This is a genomic window from Stutzerimonas stutzeri RCH2, from assembly GCF_000327065.1.
GTDB lineage: Bacteria > Pseudomonadota > Gammaproteobacteria > Pseudomonadales > Pseudomonadaceae > Stutzerimonas > Stutzerimonas stutzeri_AE.
The window spans coordinates 902,759-918,585 of the sequence record NC_019936.1 but is presented as its reverse complement, the minus strand read 5'-3'; the positions used below and the strand labels follow the sequence as shown (position 1 = coordinate 918,585).

The 15,827-nt window shown below is 64.1% G+C and carries 18 protein-coding genes; 8 read left to right on the top strand and 10 right to left on the bottom strand.

All coding sequences use genetic code 11. From position 1 onward, the window contains the following. Positions 1-49: 49 nt before the first annotated feature. Both PSEST_RS04155 and mdtD read right to left on the bottom strand, forming a co-directional pair. On the bottom strand, positions 50-310 hold the full coding sequence (locus PSEST_RS04155) for a hypothetical protein (RefSeq protein ID WP_015275785.1): 261 nt from the start codon (positions 308-310) through the stop codon (positions 50-52). A 231-nt stretch (positions 311-541) separates the two neighbouring features. Next, positions 542-1,969, bottom strand: a complete 1,428-nt coding sequence (gene mdtD / locus PSEST_RS04150; RefSeq protein ID WP_015275784.1) for a multidrug transporter subunit MdtD — start codon at positions 1,967-1,969, stop codon at positions 542-544. 270 nt (positions 1,970-2,239) lie between these two features. Here mdtD and PSEST_RS04145 point away from each other — a divergent pair, with 270 nt between their 5' ends. Genes PSEST_RS04145 through PSEST_RS04130 form a run of 4 tightly spaced genes read left to right on the top strand, consistent with a single transcriptional unit; the run spans position 2,240 to position 5,358 of the window. Beyond that, positions 2,240-2,773 (top strand): iron transporter, encoded by a 534-nt coding sequence (locus PSEST_RS04145; protein WP_015275783.1) that lies wholly within the window; start codon positions 2,240-2,242, stop codon positions 2,771-2,773. Further along, positions 2,773-3,111, top strand: coding sequence for a cupredoxin domain-containing protein (locus tag PSEST_RS04140; protein ID WP_015275782.1), 339 nt, complete (start codon positions 2,773-2,775; stop codon positions 3,109-3,111). The genes PSEST_RS04145 and PSEST_RS04140 overlap by 1 nt, the downstream gene beginning before the upstream one ends. 16 nt (positions 3,112-3,127) lie before the next feature. Next, a complete protein-coding gene (locus tag PSEST_RS04135; protein ID WP_015275781.1) occupies positions 3,128-3,985 on the top strand; it encodes an FTR1 family iron permease in 858 nt (285 codons plus the stop codon). Next, positions 3,982-5,358, top strand: a complete 1,377-nt coding sequence (locus PSEST_RS04130) for a 4Fe-4S binding protein (RefSeq protein WP_015275780.1) — start codon at positions 3,982-3,984, stop codon at positions 5,356-5,358. Before PSEST_RS04135 ends, PSEST_RS04130 begins: the two co-directional genes overlap by 4 nt. A gap of 49 nt (positions 5,359-5,407) precedes the next feature. On the opposite strand, the gene PSEST_RS04125 is transcribed toward PSEST_RS04130, so the two are convergent. From PSEST_RS04125 to PSEST_RS04115, 3 genes are all read right to left on the bottom strand, one after another. Further along, the gene (locus tag PSEST_RS04125) at positions 5,408-6,103 is read right to left on the bottom strand and encodes an anaerobic ribonucleoside-triphosphate reductase activating protein (RefSeq protein ID WP_015275779.1); all 696 of its coding nucleotides are present in this window, start codon (positions 6,101-6,103) and stop codon (positions 5,408-5,410) included. After that, positions 6,100-6,255, bottom strand: a complete 156-nt coding sequence (gene nrdD, locus PSEST_RS04120) for an anaerobic ribonucleoside-triphosphate reductase (RefSeq protein WP_003279708.1) — start codon at positions 6,253-6,255, stop codon at positions 6,100-6,102. Before nrdD ends, PSEST_RS04125 begins: the two co-directional genes overlap by 4 nt. Positions 6,256-6,329: 74 nt before the next feature. After that, a complete protein-coding gene (locus PSEST_RS04115; protein ID WP_015275778.1) occupies positions 6,330-8,348 on the bottom strand; it encodes a ribonucleoside triphosphate reductase in 2,019 nt (672 codons plus the stop codon). A gap of 231 nt (positions 8,349-8,579) precedes the next feature. On the opposite strand from PSEST_RS04115, the gene PSEST_RS04110 reads away from it, so the two are divergent. Together PSEST_RS04110 and PSEST_RS04105 are read left to right on the top strand one after the other, a co-directional pair. Beyond that, positions 8,580-9,257 (top strand): Crp/Fnr family transcriptional regulator, encoded by a 678-nt coding sequence (locus PSEST_RS04110; RefSeq protein ID WP_015275777.1) that lies wholly within the window; start codon positions 8,580-8,582, stop codon positions 9,255-9,257. Positions 9,258-9,353: 96 nt separating this feature from the next. Next, a complete protein-coding gene (locus PSEST_RS04105; protein ID WP_015275776.1) occupies positions 9,354-9,740 on the top strand; it encodes a putative zinc-binding protein in 387 nt (128 codons plus the stop codon). A gap of 180 nt (positions 9,741-9,920) precedes the next feature. Here PSEST_RS04105 and ubiT read toward each other — a convergent pair whose 3' ends face one another. From ubiT to norR, 5 genes are all read right to left on the bottom strand, one after another. Beyond that, entirely contained in the window at positions 9,921-10,415 is a 495-nt protein-coding gene (gene ubiT, locus PSEST_RS04100) for a ubiquinone anaerobic biosynthesis accessory factor UbiT (RefSeq protein WP_015275775.1), read from the bottom strand. Then, a complete protein-coding gene (locus PSEST_RS04095) occupies positions 10,409-11,299 on the bottom strand; it encodes a U32 family peptidase (protein ID WP_015275774.1) in 891 nt (296 codons plus the stop codon). Before PSEST_RS04095 ends, ubiT begins: the two co-directional genes overlap by 7 nt. A gap of 14 nt (positions 11,300-11,313) precedes the next feature. After that, on the bottom strand, positions 11,314-12,309 hold the full coding sequence (gene ubiU, locus PSEST_RS04090) for a ubiquinone anaerobic biosynthesis protein UbiU (protein ID WP_015275773.1): 996 nt from the start codon (positions 12,307-12,309) through the stop codon (positions 11,314-11,316). A gap of 192 nt (positions 12,310-12,501) precedes the next feature. Next, on the bottom strand, positions 12,502-12,711 hold the full coding sequence (locus PSEST_RS04085; RefSeq protein ID WP_015275772.1) for a hypothetical protein: 210 nt from the start codon (positions 12,709-12,711) through the stop codon (positions 12,502-12,504). A 73-nt stretch (positions 12,712-12,784) separates the two neighbouring features. Beyond that, positions 12,785-14,311, bottom strand: a complete 1,527-nt coding sequence (norR, locus tag PSEST_RS04080) for a nitric oxide reductase transcriptional regulator NorR (RefSeq protein ID WP_041756455.1) — start codon at positions 14,309-14,311, stop codon at positions 12,785-12,787. Between the two features lie 148 nt (positions 14,312-14,459). Here norR and ytfE point away from each other — a divergent pair, with 148 nt between their 5' ends. Then, positions 14,460-15,179 (top strand): iron-sulfur cluster repair protein YtfE, encoded by a 720-nt coding sequence (gene ytfE / locus PSEST_RS04075; protein ID WP_015275770.1) that lies wholly within the window; start codon positions 14,460-14,462, stop codon positions 15,177-15,179. Next, positions 15,176-15,694, top strand: coding sequence for a hypothetical protein (locus tag PSEST_RS04070; RefSeq protein WP_015275769.1), 519 nt, complete (start codon positions 15,176-15,178; stop codon positions 15,692-15,694). The genes ytfE and PSEST_RS04070 overlap by 4 nt, the downstream gene beginning before the upstream one ends. The last annotated feature ends 133 nt before the right edge of the window (positions 15,695-15,827 follow it).

Genomic DNA, 15,827 nt, shown 5'->3' with positions numbered 1-15,827 from the left:
GGCGAATCAGGTGTATTCGAAGAAATATGTTTGTTTAAACAACAAACAATCAGCTGCGCAGCAAATCAAGCTGGCGACGTAGCTGGGCGACATGGGCCTTTTCCGCCCGCAGCCCGGAAGTGAGCTCAGCCTTGTCCTGCTCCAGGCGCACGATCACCTGGCCGAGGTCATCCAGCAGCTCGCGCAATACCGCCAGCTCACGGCACTGGCTCTGCCGTCCCATCCATAGCAGCCAGAGCACTACCAGTAGCACCATCACGCTGCACAGCGAGGTGCCGATCAATAGCCAGGCTAGGCTCATTGCACTCATCGTTTCGCTCCTTTGATAACGGCGCAGTGCCGCTTCAGAGCCTTAACGATATGTAGCTTATGACGACAGGTCGATAATGTTTACTTGAACAGGTAAACAATTGCAGCGGGTCTTTGCGCTGAGCCGATGGCCATGACCCCCACATCCCGCTGAGCTCGTTGGGCGCTGCGCCAGCCTGACGCAGCGCTCAAGCAACCACGTGTCTTGAAACATTACAGATAGGCGTCGGCGCTATTCGCCGACATCCACCGGGCGCCGCGGATCGTCAGCCTTGGCGGGATCGCGATGTTCCAGCTGCAGGAACAACGCGGCAGCCAGCATCGCCATGCCGCCGACGCAGAGGAAGGTCAGCTGGAATGCATGCAGCACCTCGCTGCCCTGGGCGTCATCCACCGTGAAGCCACCGAGCAGCGCCCCAGCAGTGGCGACACCAAGGCTCATCGACAACTGCACCACCACCGACAACAGGCTGTTGCCGCTGCTGGCATCGGCGTGGCTGAGGCCGACCAGGGTGACGGTGTTCATCGCGGTGAACTGCATGGAGTTGACCATGCCGATCAGCCCGAGATGCACCAGCAGCAGCCAGGTCGGCGTTTGCGTATCGATCGTAGCCAGGCTGGCGATAAGGCCGCCAAGCAACAGGGTGTTGCCAATCAGCAGGCGGCGATAACCGAGACGGTCGATGATCGGCTTGGCCATCGATTTCACTGCCATCGCACCCAAGGCCAGCGGAATCATGCTCATCCCCGCCTGCGCCGGCGAATAACCCAGCGCCACCTGCAGCAGCAGCGGCAGCAGGAACGGCAGCGCACCGCCACCCAGGCGGGCGAACAGGTTGCCGAAGATGCCCACGGCAAAGCTGCGCGTTCGGAACAGCTTGGGGCTGAACAGCGGCGCGTCGATGCGCCCTGCGCGCAGCCAGTACGCCGTCATGCAGGCCGCGCCGACAACCAGCAGCAGCATTACGCGGGCATGCGACATATGCATATGGCCGAGCCCTTCCAGGGCAATGGTGACCAACACCATCGCCGCGCCGAACAGCACGAAGCCCAGCGTATCGAAGCGCACCCGCTCCGGCCCCTTGAGGTCCGGCATGAAGCGCAGCGCAGCAATGCAGCCGATTACCCCCACCGGCAGGTTGATCAGGAAGATCCAGTGCCAGGAGGCGTACTCCACCAGCCAGCCGCCCAGGGTCGGACCGAGCAGCGGACCGACCAGTCCCGGCAACGCGATAAAGGCCATGATCCGCACGAACTCGCTGCGCGGAAACGCCCGCAGCACCACCAGGCGCCCCACCGGCAGCATCAATGCACCGCCCAGCCCCTGCAGCACACGGGACGCCACCAACTGGTTGAAGCTGGTGGACAGCGCACAGAGCAGCGAGCCCACGGAAAACAGCACGATGGCGGTGACGAAGATACGTCGGCTACCGAAACGATCGGCGATCCAGCCGGACGCCGGAATCAGCAGCGCCACGGTGAGCATGTAGGCGATCACCACGCCCTGCATGCGCAATGGATTCTCTGCCAGATCACGCGCCATGGCCGGCAGCGCGGTATTGAGAATGGTGCCGTCCAGCGTCTGCATGAAGAAGGCGATCGCCACCAGCCACGGCAGAACCCGTGCAGTGCGAGCATCTAGGGATACGGGCGATTGCATGAAAGCCCCGGAGTCGAAAAGTGCACCATCTTAGAGGATTCCCTTCTCAGGGTTCGCACCGAAGCGCTCGCTAGCCCGCAACCAGCCGCACTGTGACGACCGGTCGCAGCTCCGCTACAGCCCCCGCGAGCAGCGGCTTGTAGTGGCATTCGGATTTGCATACAGCCACCGGTAACAAAATATTTCTTGGGAAATTGACGCGAATCATTATCATTCGGAGGCGCAAGTGCGATCTTCTCTCCGCCCTTTTCTGCTTTTCCGGAGGCTTCAATGCGCATCCCCGCCACCCTGGCCATCACCACCCTGCTGCTCACCCCGCTCGCCCAGGCGAAGGAATACCCCATCGGCGAACCGCAACAGTGCGGCGGCATGGAGGTCGGCGCGGTGTATCTGCAGCCGGTCGAAATGGACCCGCCGGGCATGATGCGCGCCGCCGCCGAGTCCGACGTGCACCTGGAAGCCGATATCAGCGCCACCGAAGACAACCGCAACGGCTGGCAGGAAGGCAGCTTCGTGCCCTACCTGAGCATTCACTACACCCTGCGCAAGAAGGGCTCCGACGAGGTGATCGAAGGCGAATTCCATCCGATGGTGGCCAACGATGGGCCGCACTACGGCGACAACATCAAGCTGCTCGGCCCGGGCAAATACCAGCTGACCTACAAGATCCTGCCGCCGGGCTCGGGCCACAACATGTTCGGTCGCCACACCGACAAGGAAACCGGCGTCGCCCCCTGGTTCGAAGGCTGCGAGCTGAACTACGAGTTCACCTACGCCGGCATCGGCAAGAAAGGGGGCTACTGATGCGTCGCGCCGGGCAAGCGCTGCTCGGCGTGCTGCCGCTGCTGTTCGGGCTCGCAGGTCCGGCTCAGGCAGCGCTGCCGACGTACGAGCTGACCATTCGTGACGGCCACTTCGAGCCAGCAACCATTGAAGTCCCGGCCCGCCAGCGCTTCAAGATCATCGTGCACAACGCCGGCAGCGGACCGACCGAATTCGAAAGCACGCCATTGCGCGTCGAGAAGGTGCTGTCACCCGGCGTGACCTCCTTCGTCGTGATCCACCCGCTGAAGCCGGGCCGCTATCCGTTCTTCGACGAATTCCATATGGATCTTCCCGAAGGCGAGATCATCGCCAAGTAGTAAAAGGAGCACATCCATGGGCCAATCCATGTTCATCGTTTGGCGCGAAAGCGTCGAGGCCCTGCTGGTCATCGGCATCCTGCACGCCTGGCTGCGCCAGCAACCGGGGGCGGGTAATGCGCTGCGCATGCTCTGGGCCGGTGTCGCTGCCGGCCTCGGCTTGGCTGCCGCGCTGGGCTGGGGTGTACTGCAGGCCGGCGACTGGCTGGCCGGTAGCGGTGGCGAATGGTTCCAGTGCGCGATGCTGCTGGTAGCCAGCATGCTGATCCTGCACATGGTCGGCTGGATGCACCAGCATGGCCGCACGCTGAAGACCAGCCTGCAGAACAGCGCCGCGGAAAAGCTCAGCCAGGGCAGCGGCTTCGGCCTATTGCTGCTGGCCATGCTCGCCGTCGGTCGTGAAGGCAGCGAGACGGTGGTGTTCCTCTATGGCATCGGTAACCAGCAGCAAGGGCTGGACCTCACCCGTTTCGTCATCGGCGGTGTGCTCGGCTTCGCTCTCGCTCTGCTCAGCTATGCCGCGTTGCAGGCCGGCAGTCGCTACGTCAGCTGGCGGCGCTTCTTCCAGATCAGCGAGGTGATGTTGCTGCTGCTCGGTGGCGCGTTGCTGATGGCTGCGCTGGATCGTTTCAGCGGCCAGCTGATGGGCATGGATGTACCGGAAGTGCTTTACACCGTGTTCGGCGATCCGCTCTGGGATACCTCAGCCTTGCTGGATGACGGCGGCGCGTTGGGCGGCACCATCGCCGGTCTCACCGGCTATCGGTCGATGCCTTCGCTGGCAGCCGCAGTGGTTCTGGGCCTGTACTGGCTCGCCGCATGGGCCTGGCTCAAACCCCGGGCACAGGTGCAGCTCGCTGCGAGGCCGGCATGATCGCCCAGGCGCCGTGGCTGGCGCGACTCGGTGATCTGCTGCGCCAACATGCAAAGGCCATTCGCACGCTGCAATGGCTGGTGGTTGGCTTCTATCTGACGCTGCTGGTGATTCCCGCCTTCCTCGATCTGCCGCCGGCCCAGGCCGGCATGCTCGACAACCTGACGGTACTGGCGCAGTTCATCTTCTGGGGCCTGTGGTGGCCCTTCGTGCTGCTGTCGATGATCTTCTTCGGCCGTCTTTGGTGCGGCGTGCTCTGCCCCGAAGGCTCGCTCAGCGAATGGATCAGCTGGCGCGGGCTGAACAAACGCACGCCGCGCTGGGTACGCTGGAGCGGCTGGCCGACCATCGCCTTCATCCTCACCACCGTCTACGGCCAGCTGATCAGCGTCTATGACTATGCCCAGGCGGCACTGCTGATCCTCGGTGGCTCCACCGTCGCGGCGATGCTGGTGGGCTTTCTCTACGGGCGCGGCAAGCGCGTCTGGTGTCGCCATCTTTGCCCGGTCAGCGGCGTGTTCGCCCTGCTCGCCCGGCTGGCACCGGTGCACTACAAGGTCGATGAGCAGCGCTGGCTGGAGAATCGTGAACCGCACCTGCCGACGCCCAACTGCGCCCCGCTGATCGACATCCGCCGCATGCAGGGCAACTCCGATTGCCACGCGTGCGGCCGCTGCAGCAGCCAGCGCGGCGCAGTGCAGCTAAGCGCCCGCTCGCCCAATTCGGAAATCCTTATCGTCGGCGGTCAGCAGCAAAGCGATCACTGGGACAGCACGCTGCTGCTGTTTGGCATGATCGGCCTGGCCATGGGCGCCTTCCAGTGGACGGTCAGTCCCTGGTTCATCACCCTCAAGCAGGCCGCGGCGGAATGGCTGGTGGACCGCGACATCTTCTGGCCGCTGGAAGCCAACGCGCCCTGGTGGCTGCTGACCCACTATCCGCAGGCCAACGATGCCTTCACCTGGCTCGATGGTGCGGCGATCCTCACCTATATCTTCGGCGCCTCGTTGCTCGTCGGTGGCGCGCTGTGGCTGCTGCTGCGTGCCGCCGTGCGGGTGATGCGCCGTGGCGACAACGTATTCCAGCACCTGGCACTGGCACTGGTGCCGCTGGGCGGCGCCGGGCTGTTCCTCGGCCTTTCCGCCACCACGGTGAAGCTGCTGCGCTACGAAGGCTTCCTGCTCGCCTGGGCACAGCCGGCTCGCGCTGCACTGCTGATCGGTGCCGTGGCATGGAGTCTGTACCTGGCCTGGAACGTAATCAGCCGTCACGGCGGCAACGGCCTGCGCCGACTGCTGGCGTTCGCCTGCGTCAACGCAGGCTGCGCACTGGTGGGCTATGGCTGGTGGCTGCAGTTCTGGGGTTGGAGCTGACGCCGATCAGGGGTTGAATGGGGTGCCCGGTGCGGCACCCCGCACGGCTCTATCCACGCAGCACGAAGGATGGGAACAGTCGATCCAGGCGCTCCCACAGGCGCTGCTGGTCGTAGGGTGCGCGGCTTTCGGCGAGGTTGTCGTCGAGCATGCGCGCGGTGCGCACGCACTGCACGGCGAAGCGTTCGACACCCAGCCGGCGCAGGCGCTGCGCCATGTCCCACAACGTATCGGCGTCGAACAGCTGCCAGTGCACGGTGGTCCGGCACTCGTGCTCGACGCCACTTTCCAGCAGATGCTCGAGGCTCTTCCAGTTGGCCTTGCCGCTGCCATCCACACCGGTGATCGCCGTGCTGTGCTCGGGTAGCGCCTTGATATCGAAACCGACCCAATCCACCAGCGGCAGGATGCTGGCGAACAGCTTCGGCTTGATGCCGGCACTGTGCAGGCCAACCTTGTAGCCCAGCGCCCGCACCTGGGCGATCGCCTCGGGTAACGCGGTCTGCAGGGTCGGCTCGCCACCACTGAACACCACCGCCTCGAGCAGGCCGACGCGTTGTTCGAGGAAGGCGAGGATCTCCGACCAGGGCTTTTCCTCGTTGCCACAGGCCGGGATCAGCTGCGGGTTGTGGCAGTAGCGGCAGCGCCAGCCGCAACCCTGGCAGAACAACACACAGGCCAGATGGTCGGGGAAGTCCAGCGTGGTCAGGGGGACCAGCCCCCCGACGCGAAGTGCTGCGGTCACCGCGCCGCTGCTTCAGTGAAATGCAGGCGCTCGCGATGCTCGGACTGCTTGCCCGGGTTGAACGCGGTAACCGGGCGGTGATAGCCCATCACGCGAGTCCAGACTTCGCAACGCTGGCGCTGGTCCTGGGGCAGTTGGCTGGCTGGGTTCATGGTGACGCTCCTTTTGCTGAGGGTTAAGTATGCGGCGCCGCACCTCTTGGGGCGGCGTGACATGGGATCGCAGATCAGACGGCCAGGGCCGCTTCGGCTTGCTGCTTGTGCAGCAGTGCCTCATCGCACTTCGGGCAGAACTCGTGTTCGCCGGCCAGATAGCCGTGCACCGGGCAGATCGAGAACGTCGGCGTTACCGTCAGGTAGGGCAGGCGGAAACGCGACAGCGCATTGCGCACCAGCTTCTTGCAGGCCTCGGCCGAGGAAATCTGCTCGGCCATATAGAGGTGCAGCACGGTGCCGCCGGTGTACTTGCACTGCAGCTCGTCCTGCAGCTCCAGCGCCTCGAAGGGGTCGTCGGTGAAACCGACGGGTAGCTGCGAGGAGTTGGTGTAGTACGGCGCCTCGGCCGAACCCGCCTGGAGGATGTCGGGGAAGCGCTTGCGGTCTTCCTTGGCGAAGCGATAGGTGGTGCCTTCGGCCGGCGTCGCCTCGAGGTTGTAGAGGTGCCCGGTGTCTTCCTGGAACTGCACCAGCCGTGCGCGCACATGGTCGAGCACCTCGATCGCCAGCGCCCGGCCGGCAGCGGTCTGCAGCCCTTCGGTGTCGTCGGTGAAGTTGCGCACCATCTCGTGCAGGCCGTTCACACCGATGGTGGAGAAGTGATTGCGCAGCGTGCCGAGGTAACGCTTGGTGTACGGATAGAGACCGGCGTCCATGTGATGCTGGATGACCTTGCGCTTGACCTCCAGACTCTGCCGCGCCATGTCGAGCAGCACATCCAGCTGCTCGAGCAGCGCCGCCTTGTCGCCACGATAGAGATAGCCCAGCCGCGCGCAGTTCACCGTTACCACACCGAGCGAACCGGTCTGCTCGGCCGAACCGAACAGCCCGCCGCCACGCTTGAGCAGCTCGCGCACATCCAGCTGCAGGCGGCAGCACATCGAGCGCACCTGATTCGGCTGCATGTCCGAGTTGAGGAAGTTCTGGAAGTACGGCAGCCCGTAGCGCGCGGTCATCTCGAACAGGCGCTCGGCGTTCTCGCTGTCCCAGGGGAAGTCGTGGGTAATGTTGTAGGTCGGGATCGGGAAGGTGAACACCCGACCGAGGCCGTCACCGGCCTGCATCACTTCTATATAGGCGCGGTTGATCAGCTCCATCTCGGCCTGCAGCTCGCCGTAAGCGAAGGGCATTTCCTCGCCACCGATATAGGGAATCTGCTCGCGCAGGTCTTCCGGGCACACCCAGTCGAAGGTCAGATTGGTGAACGGCGTCTGCGTGCCCCAGCGCGACGGCACGTTGAGGTTGTAGATGAACTCCTGGATCGCCTGGCGCACCTCGTCAAAACCCAGCCGGTCCTTGCGCACGAACGGCGCGAGATAGGTATCGAAGCTGCTGAATGCCTGCGCGCCGGCCCACTCGTTCTGCAGCGTGCCAAGGAAGTTGACCATCTGCCCCAGCGCGCTGGACAGGTGCTTCGGCGGGCCGGCCTCGACTCGCCCGGGAATGCCGTTGAAGCCTTCATTGAGCAGCGTGCGCAGCGACCAGCCCGCGCAGTAGCCGGCGAGCATGTCCAGATCATGGATATGCAGATCGCCTTCGCGATGCGCGGTGCCGATTGCGGGGCTGTAGACCTCGTCCAGCCAGTAGTTGGCAGTAACCTTGCCCGACACGTTGAGGATCAGCCCGCCGAGCGAATAGCCCTGGTTGGCGTTGGCGCGTACTCGCCAGTCTTCGCGGGAGAGGTACTCGTTCATAGAGGTCGCCACGTCAACCACCGCCTTGCGATCGCGGCGCAGCCGCGCATGGCGTTCGCGGTAAACGATGTAGGCACGCGCGGTATCGAAATAGCCGGCCGCCATCAGCGCGCGCTCGACACCATCCTGCACCTGCTCGACTTCGACCGCTGTGCGATGCGCCAGTGGCAGGCGGACGGCCTCGGCCAGCGCGTGCGCTACTGCGGCCTCGAACTCGCCGGTCGCCGCGCCAGCGGCGGCGATCGCACGGGCGATCTTGTCCACTTCGAATGCTGCCAACCGTCCGTCACGCTTGCGCAGCGAAACCGGTTTTGCCACTTCTGCCTGCCTGGGCATCAACGCCTCCATAACCATATGTAGTGTATTTTTTCAGAACAAACACAATATGGTGTGACTTTAGAGGCGTAACCCAGTTACCGAATTGACCAACGTCAAGCCTGCCCAAGCGACTGCCAAACGGCCCTCACCTGCCATGACAGGCAGACTTGTCCCTGATCAAGGAAGCGCCGGATGCCTGCCTCCTAGGATGCAGGCTGATAAAACCCGGTTCAGTCCGGGGGAGGACACATGCTCACCGAAAAAACCCTGGTGGCCGAGCTGCGCCGCCACCATCTGTTCAGCCGACTGCCCGAGGCTGCGCTACAGGAGGTGTGTACCTCTGCCAACCTGAAGCGCCTGCCGGCCGGGGCGTCGCTGTTTCATCAGGGCGACAAGGCCGACCGCTTCTATTTCCTGTTCAGCGGACAGATCAAGCTGCACCGCGTTGTTTGCGACGGCCAGGAAAAGCTGGTCGAGGTGATGCGTGCCGGAGAATCCTTTGCCGAAGCCCTGCTGTTCAAGGGCACACCCAGTTACCCGGTCAGCGCGACAGCACTCAAGGCCAGCCTGGTGGCGAGCCTGAACGGCCCGCATTACCGGCGCATTCTCGAACAGCACCCGGACATCTGCCTGGACATTCTCGCCACCCTGAGCATCCGCCTGCACCAGCGCATGACCGAGATCGACACGCTGACCCTGGCCAATGCCAGCCATCGCGTGGTGCGCTTTCTCGCGCAATCGCAGCAGGATGACAGTGGCGTGGTGATGCTCGACGTGCCCAAACGGCTGATCGCATCGAAGCTCGGTATCCAGCCGGAAACCTTCTCGCGCATCCTGCATCGGCTGATCGATGCCGGAACCATTTCCGTCCAGCGCCGGCGCATCGAGATTCTCGATAACCGCAAGCTCGCCGCCTATGACGAGTGAGCTGCGGTACAGCTGTTCGTCATTCTTGATGGCTGTCGAAGTCGGCTACCCGCGCGCCCTCAACAGCCCGCATCACACCACTGCCAGGAGAACGCGATGATCCCCACCACGCCCCTGCCCTTGGTCTATTCCTGCTCCGGTTGTTCGAATGTCGCTCAACTGGCCAACACCCTGGCGGTGCGCCTCGACCGTGCCGGACTGGCGGAAATGTCGTGCATCGCCGGGGTAGGCGGTCGCGTCGCTGCACTGGTGAAGAAGGCCAATTCCGGCCGGCCGATCCTGGCTATCGACGGCTGCCCGATGCACTGCGCTCGCGCCTGTCTGGCACAGCATGGCGTCATTCCGGACGTGCACATCACTCTCAGCAGCTACGGGCTGCGCAAACGCTATCGGGAAGACTGCAGCGAGGAAGAGATCACCGCGCTGTTCGAGGACATGAAGGACATCATTGCCAGCGACCGCATGCAGATGCACGTCGGTTGACATAGCTGGAACCAACGGCAGCGCGATGCGCTTAGCCCAATGTGACGGGACGCAGCGCTCGCCACCGACCTCCATGCATCTACATGGAATCCAACCCCAGCGCCCCGCCCTGAGGCGCAGCGCGTGGTTCGACCAAAGAAGAAAAGCAGCAGCTTTACTCGGCGCCAGCAAACCGCTGTGTCAGGCGCCTGCTGCTTGCGCCCGACCGGCTGCAGCGACTTCCTCACCGGCCCCCTGCAACAGCTTCCACAGCCAGCCCGGCAAGGTATCGGGGTCCAGGCTGTCGATCAGGTTCTTGATCGCCAGACCCAGCTCGGTGTCGCCCTCGATGACCAGCCGGCGGCGGAAGAACAGCGTGTCCGGGTCCTCCTGACGGCTGGCCAGCAGGAGGAACTCCCGCCAGTTGCCGCGGATGGTCACCTCCACTGGCGCCTGCGCGGCGATGCGCAGCTGCTCGCGCTCACAGGTCAGGCACCAGGCGAGACCGAGGTCAGCAACCTCGAGCTTCATCCAGTGGCCATCGAGTACATCGAAGGCACCGTCGCTCAGCGCTTCGGCGAAAACCTGATTCAGGCTGCGCTCCAGCGCCAGGCGCTGCAACAGGAACGGCGTCTTGGCCGCCAGCGGCAATAACCGCCCGCCAAGATTCACCAGATGAGCTCGTGGGTTCAGCATAATCCGGCCTCCTCGGCACGCAGCATGCCCGGCTGGCCATGCCAATAACCATTGCAGCCATCCACCGCCAGCGGCGGCAGTGCGCCTTTGCGCACCGCATCGAAGGCAGCGATTACATCTTCCATGCCGGCGGCACGCGGGCTCAGACGCAGCAGGTCGGCACCACTGTCGACCAGCCCCGCATAGTCGGCCAGCAGGTTGCTGACCGCCGCGGACATGGTCTGGATACCGTTGATGGTGAACAGCGCCTCGCCCTCCTGGCTCAGCAGCGGAATGCCCTCGGGGTAGTTCTGGCAGCAGAACTGGCAATCATCCTTGGGCCGATTCTCGGCACGGGCGGTGAAGCAGCGCGCCGAATAGGCCAGCGGCAGATGGCCGTAGGCGAAGATTTCGATCTCCGGCAGTGGAACGTCGAGCTCCATCAGCTGCGCCCGGGCACTCTTGATCAACTTGCCGGAGGCTTCCACCGGCGGCACCCAGCGGCTCATGCCACTGGCCACCAGTTCGGCCAAGGCATGGCCGTTGTAGAGGTTGAGCGCCGGGCCACCGACGAAGGGCAGCTTGCGCTCGGACATCAGCTGCACCGCGCCCATGTCGTTGGCTTCCACCAGCAGTTCGCCGTTGTCGCACAGACGGCGCAGGCTGGACAGCTCAGAAGCCGCCTCGACCAGCGTCAGGCCGGACAGCACCAGTTGTGCCGACGAGGCTTCCGCCAGATCACGGGCCAGGCCCAGCCAGTCGTCGAGCATCAGCGCGCGGCGCTTGGAGCACACCGTTTCACCGAGGTAGATGACATCCAGCGGCTGCTCCGCCATGTTCGCGTAGAAATCCAGCGTCTGCTGGCGATCCCAGTAGAACAGCACCGGGCCGAGAGAGAGTTTCATGCGTGGCTCCTCGTTCATTGCCAGGCCCGGTGGTAGGCACCCAGAGTGGTTTGCGAGCCTTCGGAAAGGCCATCCAGCACCTGCCGCCAACCGGGTTCGACCGCATAGCGCTGCGGTGCCTTGAGGTAGCTGTCCAGCGCGGCGCGCCAGACGCGGGTGACCTGCTCGACATAGGCGGGGCTGCGCTGGCGGCCCTCGATCTTCATCGCGGTGACGCCGATGGCGGAAAGCTCCGGAATCAGATCCAGAGTGTTCAGGCTGGTCGGCTCCTCCAGCGCATGGAAACGCTGGCCATTGACCATGAAGCGACCTTTGCACAGTGTCGGATAACCGGCCGACTCGCCTTCGGCGTAGCGGTCGATCAGTACGTTGTTCAGGCGTGAAGTGAGTCCTTCCGGCTCCTCGCTCCAGCGCACCGCCTTGGCCGGCGAACAGACGCCGCAGAGGTTGGGTGATTCGCCGGTGAGATAGGAAGACAGGTGGCAACGACCTTCGGCCATGATGCACAGGCTGCCAAAGGCAAACACTTCGATCGGCACCGGGCTGCTTGCCGCGACCTGCTTGACCTGCTTGAGCGAGAGCACCCGCGGCAGCACCGCGCGGCTGATGCCGTAACGCTCCTGATAGAAACCCAGCGCGGCGGCATTGGTTGCCGAGCCTTGTACCGACAGATGCAGATTGAGTTTGGGGTGGCGCTTGCTGGCATAGCCGAGCACGCCGGGGTCGGCCGCGATCAGCGCATCGACGCCCATGTCGGCGGCCTGATCGACGGCACGCTGCCAGCGGTTCCAGCCCTCCGGCTCGGCGTAAGTATTGACGGCGATATACAGCTGTCGGCCCTTCTCGCGAATCAGCTGCAGCCCCTTGTCGAGCTGCTTTTCATCCAGGTTTAGACCGGCGAAATGGCGGGCATTGGTGTCGTCGCGAAATCCGACATAGATGGCATCGGCGCCCTGCTGGACGGCGGCCTTGAGCGCGGGCAGGCTTCCTGCCGGGCAGACCAGGTGCATGACAACTCCTAGACATTCGGGTACATGCGCGCCACGCACCGATGGCGTGGCGGTCGTTCGGCTGAACGGAAAACAGCCGGCAGTCTAGGCAGCTGACCAGTGGCCAGCATTGATAGGGGTCAAGATTGGTCGGACGTCGCGACTGCGACGAAACGCAGCAGCGGGACATGCGCCGGCAGCGCCGTTGCTGGCTCAGATGCCTTCGTCGCCCTCGAACTCCTCGGTGGCGCGAGCAACCATCTGCCGCCACGCACCAGACTCCTCGCCCAGCAAGCGAATGGCCTTGAGGCTCGCGGCGAAGGCGTCACGGTAGTGCAGCGGATTGTTTTCGCTGACAGCCCGCTCGGCAAAGGTCTGCGCCTCGCTGAGCAGCGCTTCGAATTGGTTCTGGTCCAGGGCCATTAGGCTCTCCTCAAGTGGTGATGTGAGGTTAGACCATGGTGCGGCCTTCGCGACTCTCGCGGGCCGACGGGCGCTACTTGAGCTTCAGTCGTCGTGCCAGTTTGTGCAGGTTGCTAGGGTCGACATCCAGCAGACGTGCAGCCTGCGCCCAGTTCTCGCCGCTGGCCTCCAGCGCACGGACAATGGCCTGACGCTGGGCGGCATCCACAGTGTGGCGCAGCGGCAGCACCTCGTCGGCAATCACTGGTTCCTCGACCACCTGTGAAGCCGTCACGCCGACGGCATGACTGTCCAGGTCCAGCAGGTCAGGCTCCAGCGTGAGGATTTCACTGCGCGACGCGCCGCGACTGAGCAGGCGCAACGCCGCGCGACTGACCACGTGCTCCAGTTCACGCACGTTGCCTGGCCAGGAATAACCGAGCAACGCACGCTCGGCGGCCGGCGACAGGCGCATGCTGCGCAGGCCCAGACGCGCGCGGTTGAGCTCGAGGAAGTGCCCGGCAAGGATCAGCACATCGTTGCCTCGCTCACGCAAGGGTGGAATTGGTGCCGGATAAACCGACAGCCGATGATAGAGATCGGCCCGGAAATGGCCGTCGCGCACGCTTTCGCGCAGGTTGCGGTTGGTCGCGGCGATGATGCGGACATCGACTTGACGCGGCTTGTCCGCGCCAAGGCGCTGGATTTCACCGTTCTGCAGCGTACGCAGCAGCTTGGCCTGCACCGTCAACGGCAGCTCGCCGACCTCATCGAGCAGCAGCGTGCCGCCATTGGCGGCATCGAAACGACCGGGACGATCAGTGGTGGCACCAGAGAACGCACCTTTGACGTGGCCGAACAGTTCGCTTTCAGCCAGGGACTCCGGCAGTGCCGCGCAGTTTACGTGCACCAGCGGCTTGTTGCGCCGCCGCGAATGCCGATGCAGCCAGCGTGCGAAAAGCTCCTTGCCGACACCGGTCTCGCCGAGCAGCAACACCGGCAGCTCCGAGTCGGCGACCACCTGCAATTCACGCAGCAGCTCGCGGATGACATCGCTCTGACCGAGGATTTCGCCATCACCGTGATCAAGCGTGGTTTCCATCACATCGCTGCGCGCCAGGCGCAAGCCGCGGTTCTCGTGCTCCAGACGGGTCACGCGAACGGCGGCCTCGATCACCAGGGTGTAACGCTGCAGGTCGCGTCGGGCATCGTCATCGAAGGTGCCGGCGTGCAGCGCATCCAGGGTCAGCGCGCCCCACAGCTTGCCCTCGACGTAGAGGCTGACACCCATGCAATCGTGCACTGGCAGCGGTTCGCCGATATGCGCATCGAGCAGGCCGTCGTAAGGGTCCGGCAGGCGGCTGTCCGGCTCGAACCAGGTCGGCTCGCGCTGCGAGAGAATCGCCGCCAGCCGCGGGTGCTGGGCAATGACGAAACGCCGGCCGAGCGCTTCTTGCACCAACCCCACCGCCGCCAACGGCCGCAGGCTGTCCTCGTCGAGCCGCAGCAGCACCACCGCACCGCAGCGGAAGCGTTGTTGCAGGGTGTGCACCAGCCGCTGCAGACGCACGGCGTTGGGCAGTTCGGTGGTCAGGTCGGCAAGCAGTGCGTCAGCCAGCATCATGGTTCCAGTTACCCTCCGGGTTTTCCTCACCATAACCGCTTCGGGTGTTTTTCACCACCAACCTGCCGAAGTCGGCAGTTTGCGCCGCTCCCCGCTTGGCACGTCTGTTGCGATGGTCCCGATACATTCACCAGGACTGTTGCGCATGACTACCGCACTTATCGACCAGACTCTCGGCAACCTCGCATGCTCCGTGGCGGGTGCAACACGGGTATTTCGTCAATATCGCCTGGACTTCTGCTGCGGCGGAGACCTACCGCTGCGCGAAGCTGCACAGCGGATCGGCGTCGATCCGGAAACCATCGCCGCTGCGCTGCTTGCGCTCGAGCCGAACGCCGAGGAACAGGACTGGCGTACCGTGCCGGCCGGCCAGCTGATTGAGTACATCCTGGCGCGTTTTCACGAGCGCCATCGCGACCAGTTCCCCGAGCTGATTCGTCTGGCCAGCCGGGTCGAGCAGGTGCATGGCAGCCGCCCGGAGTGCCCCAACGGCCTGGCCGAGCACCTGTGGAACATGCAGCAGGAGCTGGAGAGTCACATGCTCAAGGAGGAGCAGATCCTCTTCCCGATGCTGCAGCGCGGCATGGGCTTCCCGCAGGCGCAGGGGCCGATATCGGTCATGCGCTATGAGCATCAGGAGCATGGCAACGCGCTGGAGCGGCTGGCGGCGCTGACCAATGACATTACCCCGCCGGCCAATGCCTGCAATACCTGGCGCGCCCTGTATCGCGGACTGGAGGAAATGCGCAGCGATCTGATGCAACACATCCATCTGGAGAACAACGTACTGTTCCGCAATGCCGAGGCGCCTGCGCGAATACCCACCGTGCAGGCCACCGAAAGCGCCGAGGAGGTCCGTCCATGAAGCAGTATCTGCAACCGATCGCCTGGGGTGTGGCAATGGCCTCCGTCGTTGCCCTGGCCAGCAATTTCGCACTGAGCATGGTTGTCAGCACGGCCCACGCGGCGACTGGCCACGACCACAGCCACCATGCCCCGGCCGCTGCGAATCAATCCACGCCGGCCGAGCGCTGGGCCACCGACGAAGCCTTGCGCGAAGGCATGACGCGGATTCACGAGGCCGCGCAACGCAGCACGCCGAGCGATCCACGGCAGCCACTCAGCGACGAGTCAGCCGCGGCGTTGCAGCGCGATATCGAGGCGGCCACCAGCTACCTGATCGCCAACTGCCAGCTGCCGGAAGCGGCTGATGCGGCATTGCACGGCCTGCTGATCGACCTGCTCAAGGGCGCCGAAGCCCTGTCGGAAACCGAGCAGCGCGAGCAAGGCCTGCAACGGATCTTCGACGCACTCGAACGCTATCCACGGATCTTCGCCGAGCCGGTATGGCGTGCGGGCTTCGTCGCCCATTTGCATTGATCTTGTGAACAGCTACCACCCCTTATCGGTCCGACCTTGACGATCATCAAGGTCTGGCCTGCGCCATCCTCACCACATGCGCTAGGCTGAAGGCCGACGTTTGTTGTCATTGTTCAATTGAAACAGGACGCCT

Bases quoted from the DNA above. Each gene is read 5' to 3' on its own strand.
- PSEST_RS04155 (WP_015275785.1), bottom strand. From the start codon at position 310: ATGAGTGCAATGAGCCTAGCCTGGCTATTGATCGGCACCTCGCTGTGC.
- mdtD (WP_015275784.1), bottom strand. From the start codon at position 1,969: ATGCAATCGCCCGTATCCCTAGATGCTCGCACTGCACGGGTTCTGCCG.
- PSEST_RS04145 (WP_015275783.1), top strand. From the start codon at position 2,240: ATGCGCATCCCCGCCACCCTGGCCATCACCACCCTGCTGCTCACCCCG.
- PSEST_RS04140 (WP_015275782.1), top strand. From the start codon at position 2,773: ATGCGTCGCGCCGGGCAAGCGCTGCTCGGCGTGCTGCCGCTGCTGTTC.
- PSEST_RS04135 (WP_015275781.1), top strand. From the start codon at position 3,128: ATGGGCCAATCCATGTTCATCGTTTGGCGCGAAAGCGTCGAGGCCCTG.
- PSEST_RS04130 (WP_015275780.1), top strand. From the start codon at position 3,982: ATGATCGCCCAGGCGCCGTGGCTGGCGCGACTCGGTGATCTGCTGCGC.
- nrdD (WP_003279708.1), bottom strand. From the start codon at position 6,255: ATGAACCCAGCCAGCCAACTGCCCCAGGACCAGCGCCAGCGTTGCGAA.
- PSEST_RS04115 (WP_015275778.1), bottom strand. From the start codon at position 8,348: ATGCCCAGGCAGGCAGAAGTGGCAAAACCGGTTTCGCTGCGCAAGCGT.
- PSEST_RS04110 (WP_015275777.1), top strand. From the start codon at position 8,580: ATGCTCACCGAAAAAACCCTGGTGGCCGAGCTGCGCCGCCACCATCTG.
- PSEST_RS04105 (WP_015275776.1), top strand. From the start codon at position 9,354: ATGATCCCCACCACGCCCCTGCCCTTGGTCTATTCCTGCTCCGGTTGT.
- ubiT (WP_015275775.1), bottom strand. From the start codon at position 10,415: ATGCTGAACCCACGAGCTCATCTGGTGAATCTTGGCGGGCGGTTATTG.
- PSEST_RS04095 (WP_015275774.1), bottom strand. From the start codon at position 11,299: ATGAAACTCTCTCTCGGCCCGGTGCTGTTCTACTGGGATCGCCAGCAG.
- ubiU (WP_015275773.1), bottom strand. From the start codon at position 12,309: ATGCACCTGGTCTGCCCGGCAGGAAGCCTGCCCGCGCTCAAGGCCGCC.
- PSEST_RS04085 (WP_015275772.1), bottom strand. From the start codon at position 12,711: ATGGCCCTGGACCAGAACCAATTCGAAGCGCTGCTCAGCGAGGCGCAG.
- norR (WP_041756455.1), bottom strand. From the start codon at position 14,311: ATGCTGGCTGACGCACTGCTTGCCGACCTGACCACCGAACTGCCCAAC.
- ytfE (WP_015275770.1), top strand. From the start codon at position 14,460: ATGACTACCGCACTTATCGACCAGACTCTCGGCAACCTCGCATGCTCC.
- PSEST_RS04070 (WP_015275769.1), top strand. From the start codon at position 15,176: ATGAAGCAGTATCTGCAACCGATCGCCTGGGGTGTGGCAATGGCCTCC.